The following is a 25,899-nucleotide window of genomic DNA, read 5'->3' as shown; positions in this document are numbered from 1 at the left end:
TGGTCATACAAATGATGAAACATCATTGTCAAAGGTATATCTTTAGTTGATTCGTATGGCAACCCTTCATTCCACGATTTACCATCGTTACCTATAAAGTCATCGAAAGATTCCCACAATGGTTCCATGTTATTTCTGAGCAACAAAGCTGAAATGCATACGCCTTCCCTATAGAGGGCACTGAAAAACTAAAACCCACTATCAAATTGAAAGTTGATGACGGAAAAATAGCTGTTTTACCCTTTATTATCTGTCTATTTTAGCCTTATTTTAGGCGATTTGCAGAAAGAGAAGTTACAAATCGTAAGCATTTTCCGTTTTGGTCATAAAAAAAGGGACTTTTTCAGTGCCCTCCCTATATAGGGGATTATAGGTTGAGTCTGAGAGCAGCGAGTAGATTTCTATTTGATTGTCATCTAAAACCGCCTCGTCATAATCAAGCTCAACATATGCCTTTGTTTCAATAACATAGTCAGTACTGGCTTTTTGTTTATCGAAACAGTCGTGTGCGTCTGCCCACATAGTTTTCAGTGCTACAGTCAATCTCTCGTTAAACGAAGCCAACTCGCCAACATACTTGTCAAAATGATCTATGACTTGCGAATCAAGAAGTTTTTTACGCAGTTCCAAGTAAACCTGGCATCTAACAATATCTTGTCCTTTTAATGAACTTGAATGTAGTATTATCTGATTTTCAATGTCTTTTATACTCATCCGGAAGAAAAGCAAGGTAGCGATTATTAAAAGCGTTTATATCAATACCAAGACGATATGCATCTAGAACTATTTCCCCCCAAGTTATAAGCTTAACTCGCTTTCTTCCTTCATCCGTAAGGCACTTTGAGAACTGATCGAATTGATTCATAAGATTCTCGTTTGACCTTGGACATATGAAGAACACATGCTTACCTGAAGAGGTCGCACGAATGGCATTTCTTGCTAACTGGTAGTACTTTGTATTGAAGACAGATTCGCTAATAGAGCCATTTGCAAAAATGTCTTTCGCTTTATCGATCATCGGTTTATAAACAGATTCGAATCGTTCATGTGGGTCTTTAGCAGAAGATGGTTTGAACCTTTCTTCCGTATATTTGATTTCACAGAACACCTCAATCTGATTGCTCTTGAAATAAAAGTCGAAGTTCGTATTATCCTTGGATTTATCAATATACTCAAAGTTGCACACTGAATTTTCCTGTTCCAGTTCTGCACCAACCTTCTTCTCAAGCAACTTTATCAGATCGTCTTTAGGGTGATACATTGTACCATCAAATCCTTCAATCATTGGGCGGAAGAAATTGTAACACATTATCTGTGATGAGTTAAGATGATGCGCACAATGATGAAGATGAATGGTGCCACTATCAACGAGGGGGACGTTGGGTAGAAGTGAGTATTTGTTTATCAAGTCTGCTCGTTCTTTAGGTGAGGAAGGATTTCCTAAGATGTGCTTACGTGGAGCACCTTTGCCTTGCCATAATCCAGGGATAGGATTCTCGGGCATATTGTCAATGACAATCTTTTTGAATTCTTTGTATTTCATACCATTATAATTCAGCATCAGCCTCCTTATGGATGCAGATAACTTCTTTAGGGTTAATAATTTCTATCACTTTCTTGATTGTTGCTCTGTCAGCGTGACCAGAGGTGTGAATATCCACAACATTGTGGAACATTTCGCGAAAAACTTTGTACTTTGGATTTGCTTTTACTTGCTCCGGTTTTTTGTAGTAGCCATCCCATGAAGAGTATATGAGAAGTGTTTCTTCTTGGGGCAACTTGTCAAGCAATCCCTTGACACGATCCATCTGCGATGTTCCCACAACCATGGTCATGCCTGTCTGCTTTAATTTACTCAACATACGGTCGTTGTAGAACAATGGCTCAAAAGAGAATAATCCTTTTGACGCTTTAGATTCACGTTCTGTAAAGTATTCCATTGTCTTTTTCATAAATAATGACCAAATGTAAAGGGGCTTTGCTGCATCGATAGAGGCTTGTTTGATTGCAGCAAGTCTTTCTATATCAGTGGCAGAAGCAAGGACAAAGACGTACTTGAAGGCTTTCATCACATTCTGCATCTTGTACGATACGATATGCTCATGAATGCACTTGTCATCACGTTTGAGCATTGTACCTTCGGTAATGAGCACATCAATGTCTGTGGCATATTTCTTCAATGTTGGTAACAAGCCCTTACCCAAATAGCCATGCTGACGGTAATCGCCCATGTGCCAGATTCGTTTGCCATCAGCTTCGATAAGAAACATGTGAGAGTCATAGATGCTATGGCTGTTGAAGAAAGGAAAAACCTTGATATCACCTATAACAATGCTTTCCGGCTCCTTTCGCGGTGCAGTTCTCTTCCAAACAGTCATTCCATTCAGAAGTTTACCTCTGTTATCGGCATAGATAAGTCGGTTGACGGCATCGCTATACTCCTGCTGATCACAATCTACACTCTGTAGTTCATTGACTTCCTTTTCTGCCACATCATAAAGTATATCATACTTGATTGTCAGTAGTTCTTTGGTTCCCTCGCTCATGTACTGAGGTACATCATCTGGGATGTAATCCATTAAACCAATGTGATCCTCATGACCATGGGTATAGAACACGGCTTCATGGTCTTTGTGGTTGTTTGCAAATATGCTTTCAACCATTTTCTCGTCCTCTTCTGGCGTAGAAGGTTCTCCATTACCAGGCAGGTTCTGCCCAAAGTCGATGAAGACTCTGGATGTATCAGTCCAAATCTCGGTTATGCAACCGCCTATCTGGTCAAGCCCTCTGTGTATTTTTATCTCCATTGTTTCTTAGAACTATATAAGTCGATATAAATTAGTCGATTTGTGCCTCAAACCACATATCCTCTATCTCCTGTGTCCAAGGCTTCATATTATTCAGATACCATTTAGCTCTTTCCGCTGATAATGGATATTCTGAATCAGGTACTTCAACAAATTCCTGGCAATCATCGAACGTAAATATAAAGCCATTCTCCATTGGCCAGATGGTGAGCATTAACTCATCTTTCAAAGCTTCAGCACACTCGTCTGTCAGATAGGGAGAGTAGATATTTCCTCTCTTTCTACGTTCTCGCTGAGCCTTTATTGCGGCTTCTCGCAACCCTTCAGACAGTTCACCAATACATGTGATTACTATGTTCATCCTTATAAATCGGTTTGTATGTTAAAGTTTATATGTTCTCTATTCAGAATGCCAATGAGACGTTCACGACGAATCTGTTTTTTTTCTGTAATTTTTGTCAAGTTATCTAAGATAAGTAAATGAGGAGTGTGATTGATTGATGCTGGACGAACCGAAGGCACTGGTAATCCAAGGCTTGCCTTTATATCATAGAGTTTCTGGTAGTATGCAAGAAGTTGAACAGAGTACTTGTTTATAAAATCCTTGTATCTATTCATCTGATCTACAATCTCTGGCGATTCGTCTGTCTTGGGAAGCATTCTGTCATCTGCAATTCGTTTTAACTCTACAAACGTGATAACTCCATTATCACACCAAATAAGATCTATTCGATTTCGAGATGTAGCATCATTGTATGCAAACTCCGAATCAAGATGGAAATCCGCTGATTGTGTTACCAAGGTACCTTGAATAAACTTCTCCGACCATTTCTCTTTACCTACGACACCATTAACTGCATGTTTTTGCGAGTAGCATTCTTTTACTCTGCGTATAATGTCGTCACACACAAGTATTTCTGAATTCTTTTTGATAGGTTTATCTATGTCGTCGCTACATTCTATATAAAGATTACTCTTTGATAGAGCAGGACGGTTAAGGTATTTGTGATGAGTAAAAACCTGTAACTTCTTGTGCTTGCGACAGTAGTGAATACGAGCGATACTACCTCCCTCGGAATACACATTGACTTGATTATCCTTACGAATCTCTATGTACAGAGAAGGGTCATTCTTAAAACGAACCCACCATGATGGATTCTTCTTAAGCTCGGCAAATATCTTGGCATCTGCCTTTAGTGTATCGAATGTAATTGCCATATCTGGTTACTTGTTATTTCTTAGTTTTCTGATTGCTCGTTCTCTGATTTGTCGTACTCTTTCGCTCGTGAGATTCATTTCCTCGCCAATTTCATCAAGAGTTTGTTGAGTCACCCCCTTTCCATAACTCTTGCGGAGTATGTCGGCCTCTCTCAAAGAGAGCGAATAAATTCCTTTTTCTACCTCTGTTGTATAAGGTTCCCTCGTGTTGGGTTTGACACCTGTTGTCCTTTCAATCTCTGCTATGATACATTGACGAATAAACCAAACAGCGTAAGCGATGAACTTGAATCCTCTGGTTGGATCGAACTTGCGTGCTGCCATTTCAAGACCCTTGTTGCCTGCTTTGATAAGTTCTTCCAGTGAAAGACCTTTGTTAAGATATTGCTTGGCAACACTGACCACAAAGCGCAAGTTGCAGTTGTACAGTTCCTGAACAGCTCCCTCATCGCCATTCTTGATGCGGTTGGCAAGCTGAACTTCTTGCTCTACAGTTAGCAGTGGGAACTTGGAAACGTCATTGATGATAGACTCTAAAGATTGACTGTCTCTTAATGTAATGTTCTTGCTCATATAATATTTTCGATATGTCTCTATATTATTATACGAATGATAAAGCCCCATTTCGCGAAAAACGGGGCTTTATCTGCAAAATTTCCGCAGAATCATAGAATTAATTATATGATTCTGCATTAATAGTTAGTACAATCACACCATTTTCAATACATTTTTGTTTTATATTACCCAAGTCGCAGAATATTTTATCAAACTTATCAATCCATTCTTGATGACTAACGTGTTTATTGTCTATCATCCAAGTTGGATCTTTTTCAAAATTAATGAAAACAAGTTTAACGTCTTTATAATTGGAAGAAGGTGAAAGTTCCTTCATTTTTTCGAGGAACACCAGCCTATTTGCGACCTGATAATATTTATGCATCCAATTATAGTCTTTACCTATAACGCCATATAATTCTTTAGCGACTTTCATAATGGCTTCTTCTTTGATCTTAAAGTTTTCTATCTTTTGAGAATTTTGTTCATTGGGGCTAAGATTATTTCCACCTGATATTTCAGACAGATGGGATTTTGCCTCAAAAAGATAAAGAGTTTTATCCTTACTTATGGCTATTCCATCCCATTGCGGTTGACGTTGTGGCCAAAAACCTTCAAAATCTTTACATTCAATTCCAAGTTCATTAGAAATTACATTACCATTTAACTGATATTCGACAAAATTGGATGATTTGATTGGAGATAACCATGTTAATTCAGTTTTTAAAAGGGCATCTAATTCTGCCTTATGTTTATCAACCATGATTTGCATCATTCTTCTACTGCCTTTGTAATAGTATTCATCATTTGACTTTTTCATAATTTCAATATCTATTTAAAGTTAAATTTATCGCTTCCTTTATCTCCTCCCTATACTCAGCAGGCTCCAGGACCTCTACATCAGGACCAAGGGCAAGTATCTTTGACTTCAGTTCAGGTGTGAGACATACTCTATAGGCAAACTCGGCAAACTCCCCATAACGAGATTTTCCTTCGCTTTGAGACTTATGCAGCGGAAGCATTCTTATATACTCCATCTGCACGCCATACACCCTTATCTTTAGATCTACTACTGGTAAGTTCTCGTCCACATAGATTCCTACTACATTATCATAGTATTTGCGTGGGTTAAAGTCCTTGGGGAACTCAAACCTTATAGGTGTCGTGTGTAAATCCAGGATTCTATCTAATGCCAGATGTCTTATACTGTTTTTCTCTTTGATATATCCAAGAATATACCACCTTCGGTTATATACCTTCATGCTATAAGGGTGCATTGAGAGAGTTTCTCTTCTACCTTCATAACGCTGATAGTCAATGATAAGTACCGTATTAGTCCTCATAGATTCAACGACATCGTCAAAGTATGCCGTACCATGAGGAATTTCCTCCAGCAATATGCGGTCGCGCATCATACTGAAAGTTGAAAAATCTTGTGGCACACTATATTTTCGCAACAATAGTTCTGCATAAGGATTTTGATTCAAGACATCTTTGTTCTGGATGTAGTATGTACATTTAGATTTATCACATGCTATAGTGACACCGAACATCTCTTCAATTCCTTTGCGATGTTCATGGAAAGTTCGAATAGGTAAACCTCCCATGTAGGCATATGGTGAACTTTCCCACACCTTCACTATATCTTCATAAGTAAGGGGAAATGGGGCTTTATTGATTGTATCTAACAACCAAATGTATCTAAGGTATGTTTTGCTTATCATGCTTTATGAATTTGATACATATTTATAATAATAACGGCAGAATTACGAAAAAAGTGCATAACTACTGCGGAATTATTGCAGAGAAAGTGACAATACACCCGATTTTGAGAATTTCTTATCGTATAGTAGAATATAGAATTATCTATAATAAAATCAATATGACGGAAAAGAAGAATCAAAACCGCAAGCAAGAACTTGCTAAGAAGAATGCTGTTGAATCATTGAGATTCCAGACTCACTTTGGACTTAAGATGATGGGGCGCGAGGAAAATGACCTCTTCAATAAACTTGCAGATGCAGAAATCAACTTCATTGCGGAGTTAGACCTCACACAAGACATCCTCGACTTGAAAAGTTTGGTTGATGGAGTAAAGAAAGACCTGCAAGTTCTACCAACACCTGAGAATGGTGACTTCTGTACAAGTGTCACAGCTATTGCCTTGCACATTGCAAGCATCCCATCATTAGACAGAATGGCTATGCCTGTCACTTGGCGAGAGCTGATTGACAAGAAAATTCTGACGATGTATTATCCAGAGGATGCTTGTAATGCAGTTGTTGACTGGACAAAAGCAAATGGTTACAACACATCAACCTACCTCGGTCGCCCAATAGTGAAACTCAGCAAGATATACGTAATTATTGAAAGAGCAAGAGCATGAACAGAATGACTGAAAATAAGGCGGAGCAAATGCTCGCCTTCTTTGCCGACAAAATCAACTTAGACAACCTGCCTTTGGATGACCAACCTACATACGATTTGTTTCAGAGAGCAGATACAGATGGCATCTTCATAATGGAGTCTGACTGGGATAAGTATGACCTCCTTCAGATTAAGCCGAAAAACTTCGATGAGTTGACAGCTACCATTGCCATGAGTCATGGTTTGGCAATCAATCCTTATATCTACACCTACATCAAGATTAAGAAGATCAAGCCTTTCACATATCCACGATTTACAGAGATTCCAAAAATAAAGGAAATTCTTGGCGACACGCATGGCATGTTGTTATGGAAAGAGCAGAAAGAAGAGATTCTTGATTACATAGCTTCTCTTTCTGATGAGGAGAAAGAGAACTATAATATGGCAATAAAGATTGTTCTTCAAGAGATAGAACTTCGCTCGAAATCTCTAAGCAATCGCAAATTCTTCAGGAATAGAGCATTGCTCTGTTACAAGTTGGCATACATTAAGGCCCACATGCCTGAAGATTTTGAAAATTGGAGAACAAATTCGCTATCTGCCACAGCCTGAGCACAATCGCTTCATGGGCATAGTATGTGACGGCATGGGAGGTCATTCCTTTGGCGAGGTGGCAAGAGAGAAAGTCTGCGACGCCATTTCAAGATATTAGTTGGATTATACAGTCACTATATACTGTGAGACAAAAGTCGCTATGGTGGGCAAAAAGGCATATAATGCCATCAAACAGAAATCCTATGACCTCAGTTATGTAGCGAAGGGTTCAACGATGGTTATGGTTAGCATTGAAGTTGACAAGGCGACAATAGCACATGTGGGCGACAGCCGTTGCTATCTGCAAAGACAAAGTGAGGGTTGCTTTACCAAACTGAAATTCATGTACGTATCGACTTCGGGTGGGAAATTGTGTCACGCTGTTTCTTTAGCTACCACCCGAAGTCGTTGTTCCCAACATCAGGCAGTTCACCATTCAAAAAAGGAGACAGGTTCTTACTCTGTTCTGATGGTTTGTACAAAAGCATGGCATCCGACATTCTGCAAGCAGGGATGTTTGACGACAAGCCATTGGAAGAAATTCTCGATGAGTTTGACAGCATCAGCCGAAAGCAATGTGATGACAACCATACGGCAATACTGATTGAAATAGAATAAAAGAGAGACAATACGAGAAAGACATTATTAGGAATTGATTTGACTATCCGTACAATGTGGACTATATACCTTTCGGGGGTTAAAAGTATATAGTTACCAAATGTTTTATAAAAAGTCGCCATTCCTATCCATATTCTCTTGCTTGCTTAATGGTCATGCCGACCGACCTGATACCCCTGCTTCCCAGCACGATGGACGAGGCGATGAAAATACCTATTTTTGGGTATTGCCGCAGCATGCTGATTGCAATAACTTTGCATTTAGTTAATTATTAGAGGTTAAGACAAGCATGAGAATATACTCCACGCTGCTATTATGGATGATGTGCGCCACCCTGACATGGGCGCAGAATGTAGCGTCGGTCGTCATCGACAGCCGCTCGGGCGACCCCTTGGCGGGGGCGGTGGTGAGCGCCGTGGCGCAAGGTAAATGGCAGACCATCACCGACGCCGACGGACGGTTTGAACTTCCCCAGCGGATGGTGGGCACGAAGATACGCATCACCATTTTAGGGTATAAGACGCTCACCGTGACCGCCACCCGACAGGGAGTCTACAGGATGACCGAGGACATAAGCACCCTGGGCGAGGTGGTTGTGACGGCGCGCACCGGACAGGGACAGACGACCTCGTCGGTTATCGGCCGCGACGCCATGAGGCATCTCCAGCCCAACAGCATAGCCGACCTGATGGAGCTGTTGCCCGGTGGATATGCCAAGGACCCCAACATGGGTCAGGCCAATCTCATCACGCTCCGCGAGACCGGCACGATGGGCGCCTATGGTTCGGAGACGAGAAACAACAACTACTCCATCACCTCGCTGGGCACTCAGTTTGTCATCGACGGCGTACCGCTGATGACCGATGCCAACCTCCAATACTCGCCCTTGGGCGGCACGCAGTCTTCCTCCTCGTCGTCATCGGCAGAGGGCAGCCGCAACATCACCAACAGTGGTGTAGACATGCGCGCCATCTCTACCGACGACATCGAGAGCGTAGAGGTGATGCGCGGAATACCCTCTGCAGAGTATGGCAACCTCACCAGTGGACTGGTCAGCATACGCAAGATACGACGCGCCATGCCGCTGACGGTGCGCTTCAAGGCCGATGGCTACAGCAAGCTCTTCTCGGCTGGCAAGGGAGTCAACCTCAACCGGCGGGGAACGTCGCTTCTCAACATGGACTTAGGCTACCTCGACTCCAAGACCGACCCTACAGACAACCTGGAAAACTACAAGCGTCTGACGGCGTCACTGAGATACACCCTCAAGGCCGACAGGAAGGCATACTCATGGAGTTGGAACTCGGCGCTGGACTATCAGGGATCGTTTGACAATGCCAAGGCCGACCCCGACCTCAACTACGGACACATAGACGAATACCGCTCGTCGTACAACCGCATCGCGATGACCAACAACTTCATGCTGAAACCCCGCAAGTCGGTGTGGAGCGAAGTGGCAGTCAACTCTATGGTGAGCCTTCAGACCGATCGGCTCCGACAGACACGCCTCGTGGCTCCGCAGCGTTATGGCATAGTGCCGCTGTCATGGACCGACGGTGAGAACGAAGCCCAGGCGGTCTTTGCCGAGTACATCGCCCACTATCTCTGCGACGGCAAACCGTTCAGCGCGTATGTCAAGGCCAAAGGGGTGATGGGCTTCAAGACCGGCAGAGCCACCCACACCCTCAAGTTGGGCCTCAACTGGGACATCGCCAAGAACTTCGGGCGCGGACAGGTCTACGACATGCACCGCCCGCTGAGCGTCACGGGTTGGAGTTCACGCCCACGCCGATACAAGGACATCCCTTCGCTGCAGAATCTGTCTGCCTTCGGCGAAGAGCAGATGCGCTGGAGCCTGGGCAGGAGCACCATAGACCTCATGGCAGGACTGCGACTGGCAATGATGCCTGGGCTGGCCAGCCGATACGACATGAGCGGACGCATATATGCCGACCCGCGCATCAATATGGGCTGGCATCTGCCCAAGCTGACGGTGGGCGGCGAACCTATGGCCATCTCCCTCAACGCCGGATATGGCATCACCACCAAGATGCCTACCCTCAACTATCTTTACCCCGACCGTTACTACAGCAATTTCATATCTCTGGCGTATTACGACGCGTCTTCACCGGCACAGAACAGCTGTTTTGTGGTACACACCTACATCCAGGACCCCACCAACTACCACCTCTCTCCTGCCCGCAACCACAAGTGGGAGGTGAGAGTAGACCTCGACTGGCACGACAATACGCTGTCGATAGACTATTTCAGGGAGACGATGAACGACGGGTTCAGATATGCCGCCATCTATGGTTCCTATGCCTACAGGGCTTACGATGTGAGCCAGATGCAGGCAGGCCGCGACTATCACTCGCTGCCCTACACAGAGCGGCAGGTGCTTGACGGCTATCAGAAGGCGGGCAACGGCAGCCGACTGGTGAAGCAGGGCATAGAACTGGCCTTCACCTCGCAGCGCATCCATGCTCTGCGCACCCGTATCAATGTCACCGGAGCGTGGTTTCGTACGCTCTACACCAACAGCCAACCCATGTTCGACGCCGTGAGCACAGTGATAGACAACCAGCCGGTGCGCGAGCAGTATGTGGGGCTTTACGACTGGAACGACGGAAGGCTCAACGACCGCGTCAACACCAATGTGACCTTTGATACGCAGATACCCGAGTGGCGGCTGATATTCACCACCTCGGTGCAGTGCATGTGGATGATACACACCCGCCAGATGTGGAAAAACGGCACGCCCATGGCCTACATCGCAGCCAGCGACGGCCAACTGCATCCCTACACCACGGAGAGCCTCAACGACCCCCGACTCTCCCAACTCACCCGCAACTACAACGCCGACCTCTTCCGACCGTTCACGGTGCCCATGTCGGCCATCGTCAATCTGAAGGTGACCAAGGAGATAGGCCGCATGATGCGCCTGTCGTTCTTCGCCAACAAGATATTGGACTATCTGCCCGACTACACCGCCAATGGGCGCACCATCAGGCGCAATGCCTCACCCTACTTCGGAGTCGAGGCGGGCTTGAGCCTATAACAGACAACCCTAACAGCAAACAGGAATATGAAAACAAGACTTATACTCTACATCATGGCGCTGAGCGTGCTGGCAGCATGCTCCGACCTGGAGACAGGCAGCACCCGCCACACCGCCACGCAGATTGCCGTTACGCCGCCCGTGGGGATAAGCGGCATGCAAATCACCAGCCAGCAGATAAAGATTACCAACCTCACCACCGGCGTCATCACCACCCTGTCGTCGACCGAGGGCATCACCCTCGCCGAGGGGCTCTACGACATGGTCTACTCTGCCGACATCACCTATACCGCCCACAACGCCAACAACGAGACGGCGCAGGCCAAAGGCCGACTTACCGGCAAGGCTGAAAACGTACAGATTACCGGGAGCAGCCGACAGGTGCAGATAGAGACGTTTCTGTCGGCCGACAACGACGACTTCATCATCGAGGAGATATTCTTCGCCGGCACGCTGCGCAGTTCTGGACTGCAGTATTATGGCGACAGCTACATCAAGATTTACAACAACACCGACCACGTGCTCTATGCCGACGGACTGGCTTTCTGCGAGTCGAAGTTCAAGTCTACCCAGTATTTCGAGTACACCCCCGACATACGCAAGGACACCATGACCATCTGGTCGCTCTACGTGATACCCGGCAGCGGTACCGACCACCCCGTGCAGCCTGGCCACTCGCTGCTGCTCTGCGACACGGGCATAGACCACCGCAACGCCAACCCCAACTCCTTTGACCTGAGCGCCGCCGACTTTGAGTGGTACGACGTTTCCACCCACCCCGAACACATGGACATCGACAGCGAGACAGTGCCCAATCTCGACAAGTGGTATTGTTATACCGAGTCGTTCTACGTGTTGCACAACCGAGGATTTACCTCCTACGCCCTGGCGCGTATTCCTATCGACAAGGCGCAGTACCTTAAGGACTACAAGTATACCTATTATTATACGATGTATCTGCCTGCCGGCACGTTCCCCATGCAGCAGGATGCGTACAAGATGCCCAACGCGTGGATTGTCGACGGGGTCAACTGCAGCATCGAGGCCAAGCGCCTGTGGAATATACTGCCCCCATCGGTCGACGCAGGCTGGACCCACTGCGGCAAGATTGACAAGGACGAGACCCGATACTTCCGCAGCGTGCGCCGGAAGCTCCAGTATCTCAACGCCGACGGCACCATGCACCTGCTGGACACCAACAACTCGACCGAGGACTTCAACACCGAGTGCATACCCTCTATCGTCGAGCTGCAGCATACCGCCATCGACGCCGCTGGTACCAAGGCGACCACTGTGACCTATGATGGCATAACTCCCAAGCAGTAGAAGATGAAACACGATACCTCTACCACCTCCCTGACGGCGCTCCTTGCCACAGCCATGCTCATGGCAGTGCCCGCCACCCTCACGGCACAGCAGAATGACAGCTCCCGCACCTCGCTGTCGGCACGTATGTGGCAGACGCAGATGCCGTCGGCCGATTTCGGTGCCGCGCTCTACCTCAACCCAGCCATGCAGAGCTACCGCTACAGCGCCTCTATCAACAGGCTGCAGGCAGGCATGGACTACAGCAAGGCTTCACGCCCCGCGCGACTCGAAGACGGCACGGGCAGCAGCACGGGTTACGGCTGCATCGACGCCTATCTGCACAAGGGCAAAGCCACGCTGTGGGGCAATGCGGCTTATCGCAACGGCACCACGCGCAACGTACGCTTCAGCGAGACCACAGACTACCAGCTGCTCTACCCCTACCTGATGGCCGACACCGTGGGGGGCAACACGCATGGTGAGTATTACCACTTTATGGGTGGTTTCTCCTATCCTTTGGGCCGATGGAACATCGCTGCCGAGGGCGAATACACCGCCCGGATGGAGTTCCGCACCCGCGACCCACGCCCCAAGAACCTCTCGGGCAACCTGATGGCTCGGGTGGGCGTCTCGACCCAGGTGGGCACCGGCGTCATGGGCATGGCTGTGAGCGCCCGACGCTACAAGCAGACCAACGAGGTGAAACTCTACAACGAGGTGAGCATGCCCACCATCTATCACCTCACGGGCATGGGCAACGACTACTACCGTTTCAGGGGAGCCAACACCTCTACCTACTATCAAGGCCACTCTTTAGGGGGCATGCTCAGCTACCGCCAGCGACGCGACAGCCAGCGTGGCGCCTTCGCCCAGGCGGGCTATGAGTTTACAGAGATTGAGAAGATTATCTCTTCGCTCAACCAGCTGCCTCTCGCCACGCTGCGGCTGCATCGGCAGGACGCCACGGCGGGATGGCTGTCGACAGTGGGGCGCCACACGCTGGGCTTGCGGCTCAGCGAGGAGTGGCAGCGGCGTCAGGGCTTCGAGCACATCTTCGGCACGGCTCAAGACAATATCTACCCGCAGATAGCCATTGCCGAGATGTACCGCCTCACCACCCTGCGCATAGGTGCCGACGCGTTCTGGCAGCACGCGCTGCCCATAGCCAGCCGCCGGGGCTACTGGGCGCTGCAGGCGGGTACCGCCTACTGCGACTACCATGAGGAATATGCCGAACCTTATCGGCAGTTGCGGGTAAGGTCATGGCAGTCGGCACTGACGCTCACTGCCGCGGTAGAGTCTCGCCACATGCTTACTCGCCTCCAGGCCACCGCCTCGCGGACATGGCATACCGACGCCCACGCCGACCACATCGAGGGCACCATGGCTACGCCGGTGATGCACGCCTATGAGACCCTCGCCCACCCCGCCTGGTCTACCGGCGCCGCCATCGAGACCTCCTATAAGGCCAGCCCGCGCTTCCACCCCTTTGTGCGCGCCGACTGGCGCTACAGCCGCTATGCGCTGACCGCTCACGGCATGGGCTTGACCCTGGCTGCGGGCATATATTTCTAACAGAATGACAATGACAACATAGACAAATAAAAACCAAAACACAAACAAGTATGAAGAAAATTACACTCTTTCTGGCAGCATGTTTCATGCTCGCCACCGTATCGCTGGCAGAGACCCAGCCTGCAGTGACCTTCAACTGGGCACACACCGTAGACGGCGCCACATCGGCTGGCGACAACATCATCGGTATGGTCAAAGCCTCGGGCGGCGACTACTATGTGGCTACCACATGGGGCACCAACTCCGGGGCCTCACAGGTCAACCTCTGGTTTGACGGCGAACAGGTCACTGGCGCCGACGGCGCCGCCATCGTGGGTAGTCCTTACACGGGCACCAGCAAAAATGGCAACATGTTTCTGCAGAAGGTGAGCAACGCCGGATCTATCGTCTGGAACGCCTATACGCGCAAAGGCGACATCGCGCACGACAAGTCGCACATCGTCCCTACCAAGGACGGCGGACTGCTGGCTGTGCTCAAGACCCGCGCATGGGTGGCAGAGGCAGGCTATGACAACCTGGTAGAATATGTAGACCCCACGGGCCATGTGACCACCATCAAGGACATGGGCAATGTCAGCGGCGAGTACCGCTACCTGGTGCTCAAGATAGCCGAAAACGGCAGCCTGGAGTGGTCGCGCCTCATTGCGGGCAAGGTAGAGAAGCGCAAGAAGGGATTCACCAAGGACAACATGTCGGTCTATGGCGTGGCTGTCGACGAGGATGGTGGCATCTATCTCACCGGTAACTTCCGCACCGAGATGTATCTGAAGAAGACCGACGGAACCGTAGAGACACTCACCGCAAAGAACTCTACCGAATGGGATGGTGACTCTCAGGGTGTGGTGGGCGACCTTTTCCTTGCCAAGTTAGACAAGGACGGCTACTTTGTCAAGAGCCTTACCGCAGAGGGCATCGCCGCCAGCGCGTTCCTGGACAAGGTGGTCTATGCCGACGGCAACCTCTACTTCAACGGACGCATAAAGGGTAAGGCAGGCAACGAACTGACGCTGGGCGGCAAGGCTGTAAGCGTCACCAACGACTGCGAGAACCTCCTGCTGGCATCGGTCAGCGCTGCCGACCTCAGCGTGGGCTATGTCAAGACCATCACCCCCGTGGGCAGCAAGAAGACCATACATAACAACGGCTGCCAGTGGATAGACGGATATGTATACTTCACCGGTTCGTCTATGGGCGGACTCACCGGACTCTACGAGAACAGCAAGGGACAGCACAAGGGCTACATCCTCAAGATGGACCCAGCCACAGGCGAGGTGGTCAAGAGCGCCATACGCCTGGATGGCGGCATAGGCAAGTTCTATGGCGTCTATCTCAACGGCTCCACGATGTATGCCTTCGGCTATGACATGACCGGTGGTGCTCTGCTGGTGCCTGTAGATGCCGCCACACTCTCACTGGGTACCGGCATCACGCTGTGCAAGTATGGTGTAGTGGCTGCCGGCTGCACTCCAATCATAGACGGTGAGAACATGGTAGTGGCCAACCGAGGCAGAAACACCGCGACGCTCTATGGCACCGATTACTCATACACCGGCAACAAGAACTGGGCGATGATATACTACAGCTACAAACTGGCTGGCACATCGGTAGGCATCGGCACGACCACCGCCGAGAGCCAGAAGGGCAAGACAGATGTCTACACGCTCGACGGACGGCTGGTAAAGAGTGCCCAGAGTTATGACAAGGCGGTAGGCGGACTCGCCCAGGGCGTCTATGTCATCGGCAACAAGAAAGTGACCATCCCCTAACCACGACCCGCCATGAAGAGACAACTGTTATCACTCCTGGCCATCACCCTCATGCTCCCTGCCGCGCTGTCGGCACAGACGGTGAAGCAGGACGATGCCGTGCGCACGGGTAAGTTGAAGAACGGACTCACCTACTACATACGCCACAACGCCAAGGAGCCCGGACTGGCCGATTTCTATATCGCCCAGCGGGTGGGCAGCATTCTCGAGGAACCCCGCCAGCGTGGTCTGGCTCATTTTCTGGAGCACATGGCGTTTAATGGTACCAAGCACTTCCCCGGCAAGGGCAAACGGCTGGGCATAGTGCCCTGGTGCGAGTCTATAGGTGTGAAATTCGGAGCCAATCTCAATGCCTACACCTCGGTAGACCAGACCGTCTACCACATAGGGGCTGCCCCCATCGGCCGTGAGGGCATCGTAGACTCTTGTCTGCTGGTGCTCAACGACTGGAGCCACTACATACTGCTCGAGGACAAGGAGATAGACAAGGAGCGTGGCGTGATACGCGAAGAGTGGCGCAACCGGCGCTCGGGCATGGCGATGCAGCGGCTCATGGAGCGCGTGATGCCCAAGATATACCGCGGCTCCAAGTACGAGGACTGCATGCCTATAGGCAATATGGACATCGTCAGCAATTTTCCCTATCGGGACCTGCGCGACTATTATGACAAGTGGTACAGGCCCGACCTCCAGGCGGTGATTGTGGTGGGCGACATAGATGTAGATCGCATGGAAGCCAAAATCAAACGGCTCTTTGGCAAAATTCCCGCCGCCAAGAACCCGGCAGAGCGCATCTACTACCCCGTAAACAGCAGCGACCGCATGATAGTGGCGATAGAGAAAGACCGCGAGCAGCCCATCGCGCTGGGGCATCTCTACATGAAGCGCGCAGCAACGCCCCGCGCAGAGAAGACCACCATGGACTATCAGCGCGACGGATATATGGAGGGGCTCATCGTCAGCATGCTCAACAGCCGACTGGCAGACAAGGGCAAGGAGACCGTCAACCCGCCCTATATGAGCAGCACGGTGCGCGACGGAATGTTCTTCGTATCGGGCACCAGCGACGCCTTCAGCCTCAGCATAAGCTGCAAGCAGGACAACATACTGGGTGGCATCGCAGCGGCTGTGGCTGAGGTAGAGAGAGTGTGCCAGCACGGATTTACTGCCGACGAACTGGCAAGGGCAAAGGCCATCTATCTCAACGCAGCCCAACGGCGCATGAAGATGGAGGGCGACCGCCGCAACAGTAGTCTGGTCAAGCAGTGTGTAAACAACTTTCTCGACGGCGAACCGATACTCTCGCCCGCCTACAGTTATGAGTTGATGCAGAAGATGGACCAAGAGGTAACCCTCAAGGACATAAACAGCCATATCGGCACCATCATCACCGACCGCAACCAGGTCTTCGTGCTCTACGGCCCCGACCGCAAGGAGGTGCTGCTGCCCTCCGAGGCAGAGATAGAAGAGACCATCGCCGAGGCGCAGCGCCGGCAGTATGACGCCCACGTAGACGCCCACACCGCGACAGCCATCATGGACAAGATGCCCACTCCGGGCACAATAGTGAAGGAAGAGGCTACGGGCAAGTGGGGCATGACGCGGCTCACGCTGAGCAACGGGATGGAGGTGTATGTCAAGCCCACCGACTATCAGGCCGACGTGGTGACCATGACCGTCAAGGGCGAAGGCGGAACATCGCTCTACCCCGACGCCGACATCCCCAACTTCGCGCTCCTGGCAAGTGCCATCACCGAGGGTGGCGTGGGCAGCATGACAAGCACCCAACTGCGCAAGGCGCTTACGGGCAAGTCGGTGAAGGTGGCACCCGCGATAGGCCAGTCGTCACAGCGCATCACGGCGACATCGTCGGTGAAAGACCTGGAGACGATGCTGCAACTCACCTATCTCTACTTCACAGCCCCAAGACGCGACTCGGTGGCATTTGAAGGACTGAGAAACCGCACGCGGTCGTTTCTGACCAATCGCAGTGCCAGTCCGAAGGTGGTATACAACGACAGTCTGAGCGCGGTGCTCTATGGCAACAACCCGCGCACGGCGCCTGCCACACGGCAGATGGTAGACCGCGCCGACTATGGCCGCATCATGGAGATATATCGTGAGCGGTTTGCCGACGCATCGGCGTTCAAGACGGTCATCATAGGCAATGTGAGCATAGACAGTCTGCGCCCGCTGCTCTGCCGCTATCTGGCAGCGCTGCCCGCCACCCACAAGGGCGAGAAGGCCGACAAGAGCCGTCTGCCACGTATGGTGAAGGAAAACAAGGTGGTGAAGTTTGGCCGCAAGATGGCTACGCCAGTGACCCAGGTCAACATCATGTACACAGCAGACATAGACTTCTCGCCCCGTGCCGACCTGACGCTCGACATCATGCAGCGCTGTCTGCAGATAGCCTATACCGACTCGGTGCGCGAGGACAAGGGAGGCACCTATGGTATCGGCGTGAGCTTTGAGCTGGACAAGGACGAAGAGCCCAATGCCCTGCTGCGCATAAGCTATAAGACCGACCCCACCCGCTATGACGAACTCAACCCTATCGTGTACCGACAGCTGCAGCACATGGCCACCGACGGACCCATAGCATCGTCGATGGACAAGGTAAAGCAGTATCTGAAGAAGCAGTATGCGCAGAACGCCATGACCAACGACTACTGGAGCTACATCATCTGGCACCAGATAGACGACGAGGCCGACTTTGACACGGGCTACTGCCAGATGGTAGACAGCATCACGGCCCACGATGTGCAGCAGATGGCGCAGACGCTACTGAAGCAGAACCACCGCATAGAGGTGACCATGTGCTCGGAATAGCAACGGGCAACAGCCAGGCTGCTGACCATCTCTGCAAGCAAGGAGGGTACCTCTACAAGCGTGGAGGGTACCTCTGCAAGCGTGGAGGGTACCTCTACAAGCGTGGAGGGTACCTCTGCAAGCGTGGAGGGTACCTCTGCAAGCGTGGAGGGTACCTCTGCAAGCGTGGAGGGTACCTCTGCAAGCGTGGAGGGTACCTCTGCAAGCGTGGAGCATACCTCTGCAAAAGCGCTGACCGCGAAGCGGAGTGTGCCAGTGATATCGACTGATGGAAATGACCGCATCTGCCGAAGCTGCAACCATCATTGGCGGCTCGTATCAATAGGCACGTGGACACGTATCGAATGACACGGGAGCACGCATCGTAAGGCACGCGCTCACGCATCAAACGATACGAGCCGACAACGATGGTGAAAATACTTATATCAATGGTTGGCAAGGTCGCCATAGTGGCCTTGTCAACCATTGTTCATTTACTACCACTTCGTAAGCATTGTCAGCAAAACGCTAACTATTTTCTGTTTTTTCTTCATTTTTCCTACGAATCTATTCATTATTGTCAAAAAAGTATTACCTTTACAGCCGAAAAAAGTGAAGACATCGGCTGAGCCGTGGCAAAAGGCCGTGGCAAAGCAGATGATACAGGGTACAATAATCTGCATACAACCAGTATTCGTAGACCAAATAAACTTTTATCCAATATGAACAAGCAGACAGCAGAAGATAATGAGATTAGGGCAAGTTGACATCTCGACGTGAGTGTCACTTGGCTTAACGGGTGACAACGAGAATGATGACCATAGAAGAACCAATAATAATTATAACAAGTAGAAACATGTGTGGAATAGTAGGATATATAGGTCAGTCTGACGCCTTCCCCGTCCTCATCGAGGGCTTGAAGAGACTGGAGTATCGTGGATACGACAGCGCGGGAGTGGCGCTGATTGGCAATCAGGATAACCTCAATGTGTATAAGACTAAAGGAAAAGTAAGTAATCTGGAAGCATTGGCAGCTGACAAGGACTGCAGCGGCCACATAGGTATAGCCCACACGCGCTGGGCAACCCATGGAGAGCCGTCGGCAGCCAATGCCCACCCTCATGTGAGCATGAGTGGAGAGCTGGCGTTGGTGCATAACGGCATCATCGAGAACTACCAGGTGCTGAAAGAGCAACTCGCAGACAAGGGCTATACGTTCAAGAGCTCTACAGATACCGAGGTGCTGGTGCAACTCATCGACCATTACTACCAGCAGAACGGCAAGGATTTGGTCTCTGCCGTATGTCAGGCGCTGAACGATGCCATCGGCGCCTACGCCATAACCGTGATGGAAAAGAAGGACCCGGGGCATATCGTGGCTGCCCGACAGTCAAGTCCGCTGGTGGTGGGCGTGGGCAAGGACAACAAGGACTTCTATATCGCCAGTGACGCCACCCCCATCGTGGAGCACACCAACAAGGTGGTGTATCTCGAAGATGGAGAGATAGCCGACATCAGAGTGGGAGAGGAACTGAACATCATCAACCTCGAACATGCCTCGTGCAGCTATACCATCAAGACCGTGGACCTGGACATCAGCAAACTCAGCAAGGGCGGCTTTGACCACTACATGCTGAAGGAAATCTATGACCAGCCCAACTGCCTGAAGGACTGTATGAGCGGAAGGCTCATCGTGGACAAGGAGCATCCGGAAAACAACCATATCGTGCTCTCGGCGCTCAGAGACTATCGCGACCGGCTGGTAAACGCCAAGCACCTCATCATCGTAGCCTGCGGAACGAGCTGGCACGCCGGACTCATAGGCAAGCAACTCATCGAGAAGATGTGTCGCAAGCGCGTGGAGGTGGCTTACGCCAGCGAGTTCAGATACGTGGACCCCGTGATAGAGCCCGAAGATGTGGTGATAGCCATCAGCCAGAGCGGCGAGACCGCCGACACGCTGGCAGCCATAAAACTGGCCAAGGAAAAGGGGGCTCTGATTTTCGGCATCGTCAATGCAGTGGGCTCATCTATAGCCCGCGAGACCGACACCGGCGTCTACATCCATGTGGGCCCAGAGATAGGCGTGGCAAGCACCAAGGCTTTCACGGGGCAGGTGACCGTGCTCACGCTGCTCGCACTGGCCCTGGGACACGAGCAAGGCACGCTCGACGACGCCGACTACCATGAGATGATAGAGGAACTCTCGGAGATACCGCAGAAGATGGAGAAGGTGCTGGAGCAGGCGCCAATGATAAAGTCGTTGGCTCTGATGTTTACCTACGCCCACAACTTCCTCTACCTGGGGCGTGGCATGAACTTCCCGGTGGCTCTAGAGGGCGCATTGAAGCTGAAGGAAATCAGCTATATCCATGCTGAAGGTTACCCCGCCGCCGAGATGAAACACGGCCCTATCGCCTTGGTAGACCAAGATATGCCCATCGTCTTCATCGCCACCCATCACCAGCTCTATGAGAAGATAATCTCTAACATGCAGGAAGTGAAATCAAGAAACGGCCGCATCCTCGCAATTGTTACCGAAGGCGACGAGCTGGTGAAGAACATCGCCGACAACGAGATAGAAATCCCCAAGACCCTGAATGCACTGATACCACTGCTGAGCGTGGTTCCGCTGCAGCTCCTCGCCTACTACGTGGCGGTGGACAAAGGTCTGGATGTGGATATGCCAAGAAACCTGGCAAAGAGTGTGACCGTGGAGTAAACGGAGTCTATGACAGGACTGCCCACGGCGGTCATCAAGGGATGGAGTTCAGTTACGGAATCGATGCAGACGGCTCCGAAAAAGTGTTTTTTTCCCACCAAGAGCGTCACTTTTTGAACAAATCGCTCCCTGATTGCTAAAAAAGTATTAACTTTACGGCAGAAAATAACCAAATGAATTATAAACAACACAAACCATTATGGATGCACAGAAAGTAGACATGTTTATCATGGCCAATGGCAAGTATTTTTCCGAAGAGAAGATTTCCTTTATTCGCACCAGGCTGCTCGAGCTGGACGACTCCAGGTGAGTGCCAATCAGCAGCCTGCAATTCAAGAGCCCCACGGTCGCCCTCGTCTTGTCCATCTTCCTGGGATGTTACGGCATTGACCGCTTCTATATCGGTCATATCGGCTTGGGAGTTGCCAAGCTGCTTACTTGCAGCGGAGTCGGAATCTGGTATCTCCTCGATTGGTTTTTTATTTTAGGGGCTACTCGTAATGAAAACCTCAAAAAGCTCGAACCTCTGCTCTTTTAAGAAATTCTATATCCTGTCGACCATCATCTACGCCATCGCATGTGCATGGATGATGGTGGCATACTGCACTGAGGGGCAAAGCGGCTTGGTCGTTTGCCCCTCAAAATTAATCTACCACATCCCGTGCCCAGGCTGCGGCATGACCCGTGCCACGCTGCTGGTGATACATGGCCACTGGGCAGACGCCATCAAGATGAATCCCAATGTGATAATATGCATGGTAGGCATCATCATATTCCCCATCCTGCTGGTTGCCGACATGGCAAGAGGCACTGCCTGTCTGCATCAAACATATCAGAAAATAGAGCATCTGCTGCACAAGCGACTCGTCATCTCGCTCATCCTGCTCTTCGAGTTGGCTATTATGGCACACAACTACGGTTGCGGTATATGAGGCGTGGATGAAGGGGCTGATGGCGGGTAAGGCGATGGGGATGAAAACCGTTTAGGGCTGGATTCCACGTATGGAATTCAGCCCTAAACGGTATTTGACGGGCAACGAGCCCTTAATAATCAAGTTCAACGTCTTTGCCAAACGGCGCAAGGGCCAGCCCTGCCATCTTGAAATGCTGCTTGCCCCAGGGGATGCCAATAATGGTAATATAAAGGAACAATCCGAAAATTGCGTGCATGAGCCAGGCAAAGATACCTCCACACATGAACCAAATGAAATTCATAAAAACGCGGAGGCAACCAGTGGGGCTTTCCGTGGGAATGACTCTGGCACCAAACGGCCAAAGGCAAAGCAGCCCAATCTTGAACGCCTGCATCGCAAAAGGGATGCCGATGACAGTAATGGCCAAAGCCAGACTACCCGTAAAATAGCCAAAGGCTGCCTCAAGGCCGCCACACAACAACCATACAATGTTAGCAAACGTTTTCATATTCCTATTTATTTCAGTTATTAAGTTAATGGACGCATCCCCAACCCTGCCGCCTGAATAAGATATGCAGAGCGAAGCACGATGAGACAACAGATTGCTGGTGATAATCACCAAGGGCAAAGATACGGCTTTTTTGAATATTACACACAACTTCTGCATACTTTTTGATGCTCAGAAGGAAGAAACAGCACATCAGAGGTAACCGCAAATGCAGAAATAATCACGCTCCTGACAACAACTATCCACAGGGATATGGACGGGCAAACAGCATGAGGAAAATCGGCCAGGCCGACATCAAACAACCTGCATCCTTGGTTGCCAAAACATCCCAAACAGGCATGCTGCAAAGGATCATACAATAGTCTGGGCATAATAGATAGCATCATACTATAAAGAACAATCTGTTGAATCTATTCTACAATCTCCCTCTGACGAAAGATGGTCATTTGGAACTGAATCTTGACTACATTTACAAGTCTTCGAATGATGACCAGGCTGTCAAAACCTCTAATAAAGATAAAGCAAATAAGTTGGATTATTAATACGACGGAAATTATAATGTCTATCTATGTATCAGCAAATTACAACTATCGCATAGAGGAGAATGTAAACTTCTATCTGAAGATGAATTATACAAGCAAGACAGAAGACGCTGTTTGCAGACAATACCCGTCATTGTGCGCCAGCGCTGGCATTACCTTCAGTTTCCTGGACAAGACATTACAGCTGAATATAGCTTGTCATGACTTGTTCCGTAAAGAGTACTCTGATTGGGAAGTCAGGTACTACAACATAAACAACAAACAAAAGAACAATGTGGACTCGCGCTTCTGTTCTATCTACTTGAGATACAATATCTACAAAACGTCACGTAAGAATAAAGTCAAGGATGTGGATAATGTATTGAACAGATTATAGGCATACGCGACCATTTTCCTACACACCAACAAACCGTAATCATTACTTCGCGAGCCTACCCCAACCAGTCTGTAAAGATAAGTATACAGTCGTACACCTTATCCAGGAATTTCCCTATCCGTTGCTTAATGCCTTTCCAATATATTCCCTTCATATTAATAAGACTATTTCTGTTATCTATACTCAAGCAAATCTTTTGGTACACCATAACAATTTGAATGAACTATAGATTCATCTATAACTTTACGTAGCTCTTCATTAATGCCGCTTGTTATTATTTCGTCAATTCTATTCTCGCTTACTATCATAAATCATAATCTATATACAATAAATGCCTTATCACTGCAAAATTACGTTCTTTTTTTGACTAAAACAAAGGCTTTCAGATATTTATTTGGCAACAATCCGAAACAAGCCGTATTGCTTTGAATGGTTACGCATATCTAACGCATGGGAGTGAATGGTATGTGTGGACAGGTCCGGAAAGTGGGTCTGGAACCGGCTAATGGTGACGTGTATGTATTTGTGGGCAAGTCTCGCACGACCATGAAGTTGCTCCATTGGGAACGTAGAGGTTATGTGATGTACTACAAACATTTGGAGCAGGGCCGTTTCCATCCTCGCATATCAAAGAGGCGATGGACGAAAAGGCGGCCAAGATAGAGGCAATGGCCAAAGAGATAGAGGCCGAAAACCGCAAACGTAGGACACGCGCAAAGAGGACTCCGTCGCGTCCTTCGAGCTACCGGTACGCAGGACTTGAGGAACGCACAACCGTCATGATGCCGGAAGGTGTGGCTGCTGGCGAATGCGACATCAACGACAAGGATGTTTCCCGCATACTCCATCGCGAACCGGCAAAGGTATGGGTTGAAATCATAGAGCGCCCCTTATTGCGCATGAAAGCCGACAAGGATTCGCCCAATCCGCGCATATACCAGGCCAAGGCACCTCATGCGGTCATCGGCAGCAACCATGTCGGCGCCGACATGCTCACGCAGATAGTGATAGACAAATACCGATACCATCTGCCCGAATACGGCCAGGTCAGGCAGCATGTCGAACTCGGACTGAAACTCCCCACCTCCACGCTGAACGGCTGGGTGCATGCCGTGCCCTCCAGACTGGAACCTGTTTACGAGGCTTTGCGCGACGATGTCCGTAACAGTGATTATCTACAGATAGACGAGACCCCGTGGCGCATAGCCGATTCTCCAGGCAAGAGCCGCAAGGGATATGCGTGGCAGTTTCTCGACAACCGCCCGCAGAGCCACGGCCTCTATTTCCTTTATGTGAACGGTTCGCGTGCGGGGACAGTCCCACGTGCTGAGCTGCGCGATTTCCGTGGTGCAATACAGACCGAGGGATACGGCGTATATGATTATTTTGAGTTACTGGACAATGTGACCCTTCTGGGTTGCATGTCTCACGTGCGCCGTAAATTCACCGACGCCCAGGCATCATATCCCGAACTGGCCGTGCGGGCGGTAAAATGGCTGGATCTGCTCTATGACCTCGAGGCAAACCTGAAGGCGAAAGGAGCCACGTATGAGGAAATAGCCGCCGAGCGTCAGGCCAAGGCATTGCCGATAATGGATGCCATAGAAAAATGGATGGAGAGCGAACATACGAAATGAACCCCATCCGACCCCGTGAGCAAGGCACTCGACTACGCCTATAAGTTATGGCCCCGCCTGCGTCGCTATGCTCTTGATAGCCGTTACCATATTGACAACAATTCCGTGGAGCGCAACCAGCGTCCGTCAGTGATGGGCTGCAAGAACTACCTGTTAAGCAAAAGCGATAGCGGAACCGTTGACAACGCCATCATCTATTCGCTGATAGAGAGCTGCGAAATCGTAGGTGTCAATTCACTTCAATGGCTCACCCATGTGTTGCAGTCGCTCCACGACGACACCACGGCCGAACAGATAACACAAATGCTTCCTTAGAACTACAGAAAAACTCGCGAATAGAACTTCGCGAGTTTTTTTATTCAAAGCAATACGGCTTGTTTCGGATGGTTACATCACGGCTCACCCGATAAACCAAGGGGATTAGGCATATAGTTTTGTAAGTCTGAAAAGAAAGAACTTTATATCCGTTACTCCTCTTAAAGCAGCTCTAAACGCCTTTATTTTAGCATTGAATGATTCAGCA

Annotated in this window: 25 protein-coding genes and 3 pseudogenes; 17 read left to right on the top strand and 11 right to left on the bottom strand. The window is 49.6% G+C overall.

Annotation, left to right across the window (positions count from 1 at the left end):
* Positions 1-294 precede the first annotated feature (294 nt).
* From CIK94_RS13635 to CIK94_RS13600, 8 genes are all read right to left on the bottom strand, one after another.
* Positions 295-714: a hypothetical protein gene (locus CIK94_RS13635; protein WP_094423364.1), complete on the bottom strand. Its 420-nt coding sequence runs from the start codon at positions 712-714 to the stop codon at positions 295-297.
* Positions 695-1,543 (bottom strand): hypothetical protein, encoded by an 849-nt coding sequence (locus CIK94_RS13630; RefSeq protein ID WP_144008418.1) that lies wholly within the window; start codon positions 1,541-1,543, stop codon positions 695-697. The genes CIK94_RS13635 and CIK94_RS13630 overlap by 20 nt, the downstream gene beginning before the upstream one ends.
* A 4-nt stretch (positions 1,544-1,547) precedes the next feature.
* Positions 1,548-2,807 carry an MBL fold metallo-hydrolase RNA specificity domain-containing protein gene (locus tag CIK94_RS13625; RefSeq protein ID WP_094423362.1) on the bottom strand — a complete coding sequence of 420 codons (1,260 nt, stop codon included), beginning with the start codon at positions 2,805-2,807 and terminating at the stop codon, positions 1,548-1,550.
* Positions 2,808-2,838: 31 nt separating this feature from the next.
* Positions 2,839-3,168 (bottom strand): hypothetical protein, encoded by a 330-nt coding sequence (locus tag CIK94_RS13620; protein WP_094423361.1) that lies wholly within the window; start codon positions 3,166-3,168, stop codon positions 2,839-2,841.
* A 2-nt stretch (positions 3,169-3,170) separates the two neighbouring features.
* Positions 3,171-4,025, bottom strand: coding sequence for a hypothetical protein (locus CIK94_RS13615; protein ID WP_094423360.1), 855 nt, complete (start codon positions 4,023-4,025; stop codon positions 3,171-3,173).
* A 6-nt stretch (positions 4,026-4,031) separates the two neighbouring features.
* Entirely contained in the window at positions 4,032-4,598 is a 567-nt protein-coding gene (locus CIK94_RS13610; protein ID WP_254046232.1) for a sigma-70 family RNA polymerase sigma factor, read from the bottom strand.
* Positions 4,599-4,698: 100 nt separating this feature from the next.
* A complete protein-coding gene (locus CIK94_RS13605; RefSeq protein ID WP_144008417.1) occupies positions 4,699-5,400 on the bottom strand; it encodes a hypothetical protein in 702 nt (233 codons plus the stop codon).
* A 4-nt stretch (positions 5,401-5,404) separates the two neighbouring features.
* Positions 5,405-6,304, bottom strand: a complete 900-nt coding sequence (locus tag CIK94_RS13600) for a YafY family protein (protein WP_094423357.1) — start codon at positions 6,302-6,304, stop codon at positions 5,405-5,407.
* 158 nt (positions 6,305-6,462) lie between these two features.
* Here CIK94_RS13600 and CIK94_RS13595 point away from each other — a divergent pair, with 158 nt between their 5' ends.
* The 13 genes and pseudogenes from CIK94_RS13595 to CIK94_RS13540 all read left to right on the top strand — a co-directional run bounded on the left by CIK94_RS13595 (position 6,463) and on the right by CIK94_RS13540 (position 22,331).
* Positions 6,463-6,966, top strand: coding sequence for a hypothetical protein (locus CIK94_RS13595; protein WP_094423392.1), 504 nt, complete (start codon positions 6,463-6,465; stop codon positions 6,964-6,966).
* Complete coding sequence (locus tag CIK94_RS13590; protein ID WP_094423356.1) at positions 6,963-7,559, top strand: hypothetical protein; 597 nt, start codon at positions 6,963-6,965, stop codon at positions 7,557-7,559. Before CIK94_RS13595 ends, CIK94_RS13590 begins: the two co-directional genes overlap by 4 nt.
* Positions 7,560-7,701: 142 nt before the next feature.
* Positions 7,702-7,851: pseudogene (locus tag CIK94_RS14985) on the top strand (hypothetical protein); the annotation flags it as partial.
* A 176-nt stretch (positions 7,852-8,027) separates the two neighbouring features.
* The gene (locus tag CIK94_RS14915) at positions 8,028-8,159 is read left to right on the top strand and encodes a hypothetical protein (RefSeq protein ID WP_256388343.1); all 132 of its coding nucleotides are present in this window, start codon (positions 8,028-8,030) and stop codon (positions 8,157-8,159) included.
* A 289-nt stretch (positions 8,160-8,448) separates the two neighbouring features.
* The gene (locus CIK94_RS13585) at positions 8,449-11,217 is read left to right on the top strand and encodes a TonB-dependent receptor plug domain-containing protein (RefSeq protein WP_254046231.1); all 2,769 of its coding nucleotides are present in this window, start codon (positions 8,449-8,451) and stop codon (positions 11,215-11,217) included.
* 27 nt (positions 11,218-11,244) lie between these two features.
* Positions 11,245-12,543, top strand: a complete 1,299-nt coding sequence (locus CIK94_RS13580) for a DUF4876 domain-containing protein (protein ID WP_094423355.1) — start codon at positions 11,245-11,247, stop codon at positions 12,541-12,543.
* Positions 12,544-12,546: 3 nt separating this feature from the next.
* The gene (locus CIK94_RS13575; RefSeq protein WP_094423354.1) at positions 12,547-14,100 is read left to right on the top strand and encodes a DUF6850 family outer membrane beta-barrel protein; all 1,554 of its coding nucleotides are present in this window, start codon (positions 12,547-12,549) and stop codon (positions 14,098-14,100) included.
* A 50-nt stretch (positions 14,101-14,150) separates the two neighbouring features.
* On the top strand, positions 14,151-15,866 hold the full coding sequence (locus CIK94_RS13570) for an SBBP repeat-containing protein (RefSeq protein WP_094423353.1): 1,716 nt from the start codon (positions 14,151-14,153) through the stop codon (positions 15,864-15,866).
* Between the two features lie 12 nt (positions 15,867-15,878).
* Positions 15,879-18,698 carry a pitrilysin family protein gene (locus CIK94_RS13565; protein WP_094423352.1) on the top strand — a complete coding sequence of 940 codons (2,820 nt, stop codon included), beginning with the start codon at positions 15,879-15,881 and terminating at the stop codon, positions 18,696-18,698.
* A 60-nt stretch (positions 18,699-18,758) separates the two neighbouring features.
* On the top strand, positions 18,759-19,046 hold the full coding sequence (locus CIK94_RS14525; RefSeq protein WP_158216589.1) for a hypothetical protein: 288 nt from the start codon (positions 18,759-18,761) through the stop codon (positions 19,044-19,046).
* Positions 19,047-19,533: 487 nt separating this feature from the next.
* Positions 19,534-21,399 (top strand): glutamine--fructose-6-phosphate transaminase (isomerizing), encoded by a 1,866-nt coding sequence (glmS, locus tag CIK94_RS13550; RefSeq protein WP_094423350.1) that lies wholly within the window; start codon positions 19,534-19,536, stop codon positions 21,397-21,399.
* A 310-nt stretch (positions 21,400-21,709) separates the two neighbouring features.
* Positions 21,710-21,937: a TM2 domain-containing protein gene (locus CIK94_RS13545; protein ID WP_254046230.1), complete on the top strand. Its 228-nt coding sequence runs from the start codon at positions 21,710-21,712 to the stop codon at positions 21,935-21,937.
* Complete coding sequence (locus tag CIK94_RS13540) at positions 21,900-22,331, top strand: DUF2752 domain-containing protein (protein WP_094423349.1); 432 nt, start codon at positions 21,900-21,902, stop codon at positions 22,329-22,331. Before CIK94_RS13545 ends, CIK94_RS13540 begins: the two co-directional genes overlap by 38 nt.
* A 112-nt stretch (positions 22,332-22,443) precedes the next feature.
* Here CIK94_RS13540 and CIK94_RS13535 read toward each other — a convergent pair whose 3' ends face one another.
* On the bottom strand, positions 22,444-22,821 hold the full coding sequence (locus CIK94_RS13535; protein WP_094423348.1) for a YccF domain-containing protein: 378 nt from the start codon (positions 22,819-22,821) through the stop codon (positions 22,444-22,446).
* Positions 22,822-23,379: 558 nt separating this feature from the next.
* Here CIK94_RS13535 and CIK94_RS13525 point away from each other — a divergent pair.
* Positions 23,380-23,739, top strand: coding sequence for an outer membrane beta-barrel protein (locus CIK94_RS13525; RefSeq protein WP_254046229.1), 360 nt, complete (start codon positions 23,380-23,382; stop codon positions 23,737-23,739).
* A 173-nt stretch (positions 23,740-23,912) separates the two neighbouring features.
* Here the strand turns inward: CIK94_RS13525 and CIK94_RS14910 are convergent, their stop codons facing one another.
* A complete protein-coding gene (locus CIK94_RS14910; protein ID WP_256388342.1) occupies positions 23,913-24,047 on the bottom strand; it encodes a hypothetical protein in 135 nt (44 codons plus the stop codon).
* 142 nt (positions 24,048-24,189) lie between these two features.
* Here CIK94_RS14910 and tnpB point away from each other — a divergent pair, with 142 nt between their 5' ends.
* From tnpB to CIK94_RS14830, 3 genes and pseudogenes are all read left to right on the top strand, one after another.
* Positions 24,190-24,402, top strand: coding sequence for an IS66 family insertion sequence element accessory protein TnpB (tnpB, locus tag CIK94_RS14980; protein WP_094423346.1), 213 nt, complete (start codon positions 24,190-24,192; stop codon positions 24,400-24,402).
* Positions 24,378-25,541: pseudogene (locus CIK94_RS13515) on the top strand (IS66 family transposase); the annotation flags it as partial. The gene tnpB and the pseudogene CIK94_RS13515, both read left to right, overlap by 25 nt.
* Positions 25,527-25,691: a transposase domain-containing protein gene (locus CIK94_RS14830; RefSeq protein WP_256388344.1), complete on the top strand. Its 165-nt coding sequence runs from the start codon at positions 25,527-25,529 to the stop codon at positions 25,689-25,691. The pseudogene CIK94_RS13515 and the gene CIK94_RS14830, both read left to right, overlap by 15 nt.
* Positions 25,692-25,796: 105 nt before the next feature.
* Here CIK94_RS14830 and CIK94_RS14825 read toward each other — a convergent pair.
* Positions 25,797-25,899, bottom strand: a pseudogene (locus CIK94_RS14825) (DDE transposase); the annotation flags it as partial.

The sequence above is a fragment of the Prevotella sp. P4-51 genome, assembly GCF_002251455.1.
Taxonomy (GTDB): domain Bacteria; phylum Bacteroidota; class Bacteroidia; order Bacteroidales; family Bacteroidaceae; genus Prevotella.
This window is presented reverse-complemented; position numbering and strand designations above follow the sequence as displayed.

Excerpts from the sequence above, each read along its gene's own strand:
- CIK94_RS13635 (WP_094423364.1), bottom strand. The coding sequence starts at position 714 with ATGAGTATAAAAGACATTGAAAATCAGATAATACTACATTCAAGTTCA.
- CIK94_RS13630 (WP_144008418.1), bottom strand. The coding sequence starts at position 1,543 with ATGAAATACAAAGAATTCAAAAAGATTGTCATTGACAATATGCCCGAG.
- CIK94_RS13625 (WP_094423362.1), bottom strand. The coding sequence starts at position 2,807 with ATGGAGATAAAAATACACAGAGGGCTTGACCAGATAGGCGGTTGCATA.
- CIK94_RS13620 (WP_094423361.1), bottom strand. The coding sequence starts at position 3,168 with ATGAACATAGTAATCACATGTATTGGTGAACTGTCTGAAGGGTTGCGA.
- CIK94_RS13615 (WP_094423360.1), bottom strand. The coding sequence starts at position 4,025 with ATGGCAATTACATTCGATACACTAAAGGCAGATGCCAAGATATTTGCC.
- CIK94_RS13610 (WP_254046232.1), bottom strand. The coding sequence starts at position 4,598 with ATGAGCAAGAACATTACATTAAGAGACAGTCAATCTTTAGAGTCTATC.
- CIK94_RS13605 (WP_144008417.1), bottom strand. The coding sequence starts at position 5,400 with ATGAAAAAGTCAAATGATGAATACTATTACAAAGGCAGTAGAAGAATG.
- CIK94_RS13600 (WP_094423357.1), bottom strand. The coding sequence starts at position 6,304 with ATGATAAGCAAAACATACCTTAGATACATTTGGTTGTTAGATACAATC.
- CIK94_RS13595 (WP_094423392.1), top strand. The coding sequence starts at position 6,463 with ATGACGGAAAAGAAGAATCAAAACCGCAAGCAAGAACTTGCTAAGAAG.
- CIK94_RS13590 (WP_094423356.1), top strand. The coding sequence starts at position 6,963 with ATGAACAGAATGACTGAAAATAAGGCGGAGCAAATGCTCGCCTTCTTT.
- CIK94_RS14915 (WP_256388343.1), top strand. The coding sequence starts at position 8,028 with ATGGCATCCGACATTCTGCAAGCAGGGATGTTTGACGACAAGCCATTG.
- CIK94_RS13585 (WP_254046231.1), top strand. The coding sequence starts at position 8,449 with ATGAGAATATACTCCACGCTGCTATTATGGATGATGTGCGCCACCCTG.
- CIK94_RS13580 (WP_094423355.1), top strand. The coding sequence starts at position 11,245 with ATGAAAACAAGACTTATACTCTACATCATGGCGCTGAGCGTGCTGGCA.
- CIK94_RS13575 (WP_094423354.1), top strand. The coding sequence starts at position 12,547 with ATGAAACACGATACCTCTACCACCTCCCTGACGGCGCTCCTTGCCACA.
- CIK94_RS13570 (WP_094423353.1), top strand. The coding sequence starts at position 14,151 with ATGAAGAAAATTACACTCTTTCTGGCAGCATGTTTCATGCTCGCCACC.
- CIK94_RS13565 (WP_094423352.1), top strand. The coding sequence starts at position 15,879 with ATGAAGAGACAACTGTTATCACTCCTGGCCATCACCCTCATGCTCCCT.
- glmS (WP_094423350.1), top strand. The coding sequence starts at position 19,534 with ATGTGTGGAATAGTAGGATATATAGGTCAGTCTGACGCCTTCCCCGTC.
- CIK94_RS13540 (WP_094423349.1), top strand. The coding sequence starts at position 21,900 with ATGAAAACCTCAAAAAGCTCGAACCTCTGCTCTTTTAAGAAATTCTAT.
- CIK94_RS13535 (WP_094423348.1), bottom strand. The coding sequence starts at position 22,821 with ATGAAAACGTTTGCTAACATTGTATGGTTGTTGTGTGGCGGCCTTGAG.
- CIK94_RS13525 (WP_254046229.1), top strand. The coding sequence starts at position 23,380 with ATGTCTATCTATGTATCAGCAAATTACAACTATCGCATAGAGGAGAAT.
- CIK94_RS14910 (WP_256388342.1), bottom strand. The coding sequence starts at position 24,047 with ATGATAGTAAGCGAGAATAGAATTGACGAAATAATAACAAGCGGCATT.
- tnpB (WP_094423346.1), top strand. The coding sequence starts at position 24,190 with ATGGGAGTGAATGGTATGTGTGGACAGGTCCGGAAAGTGGGTCTGGAA.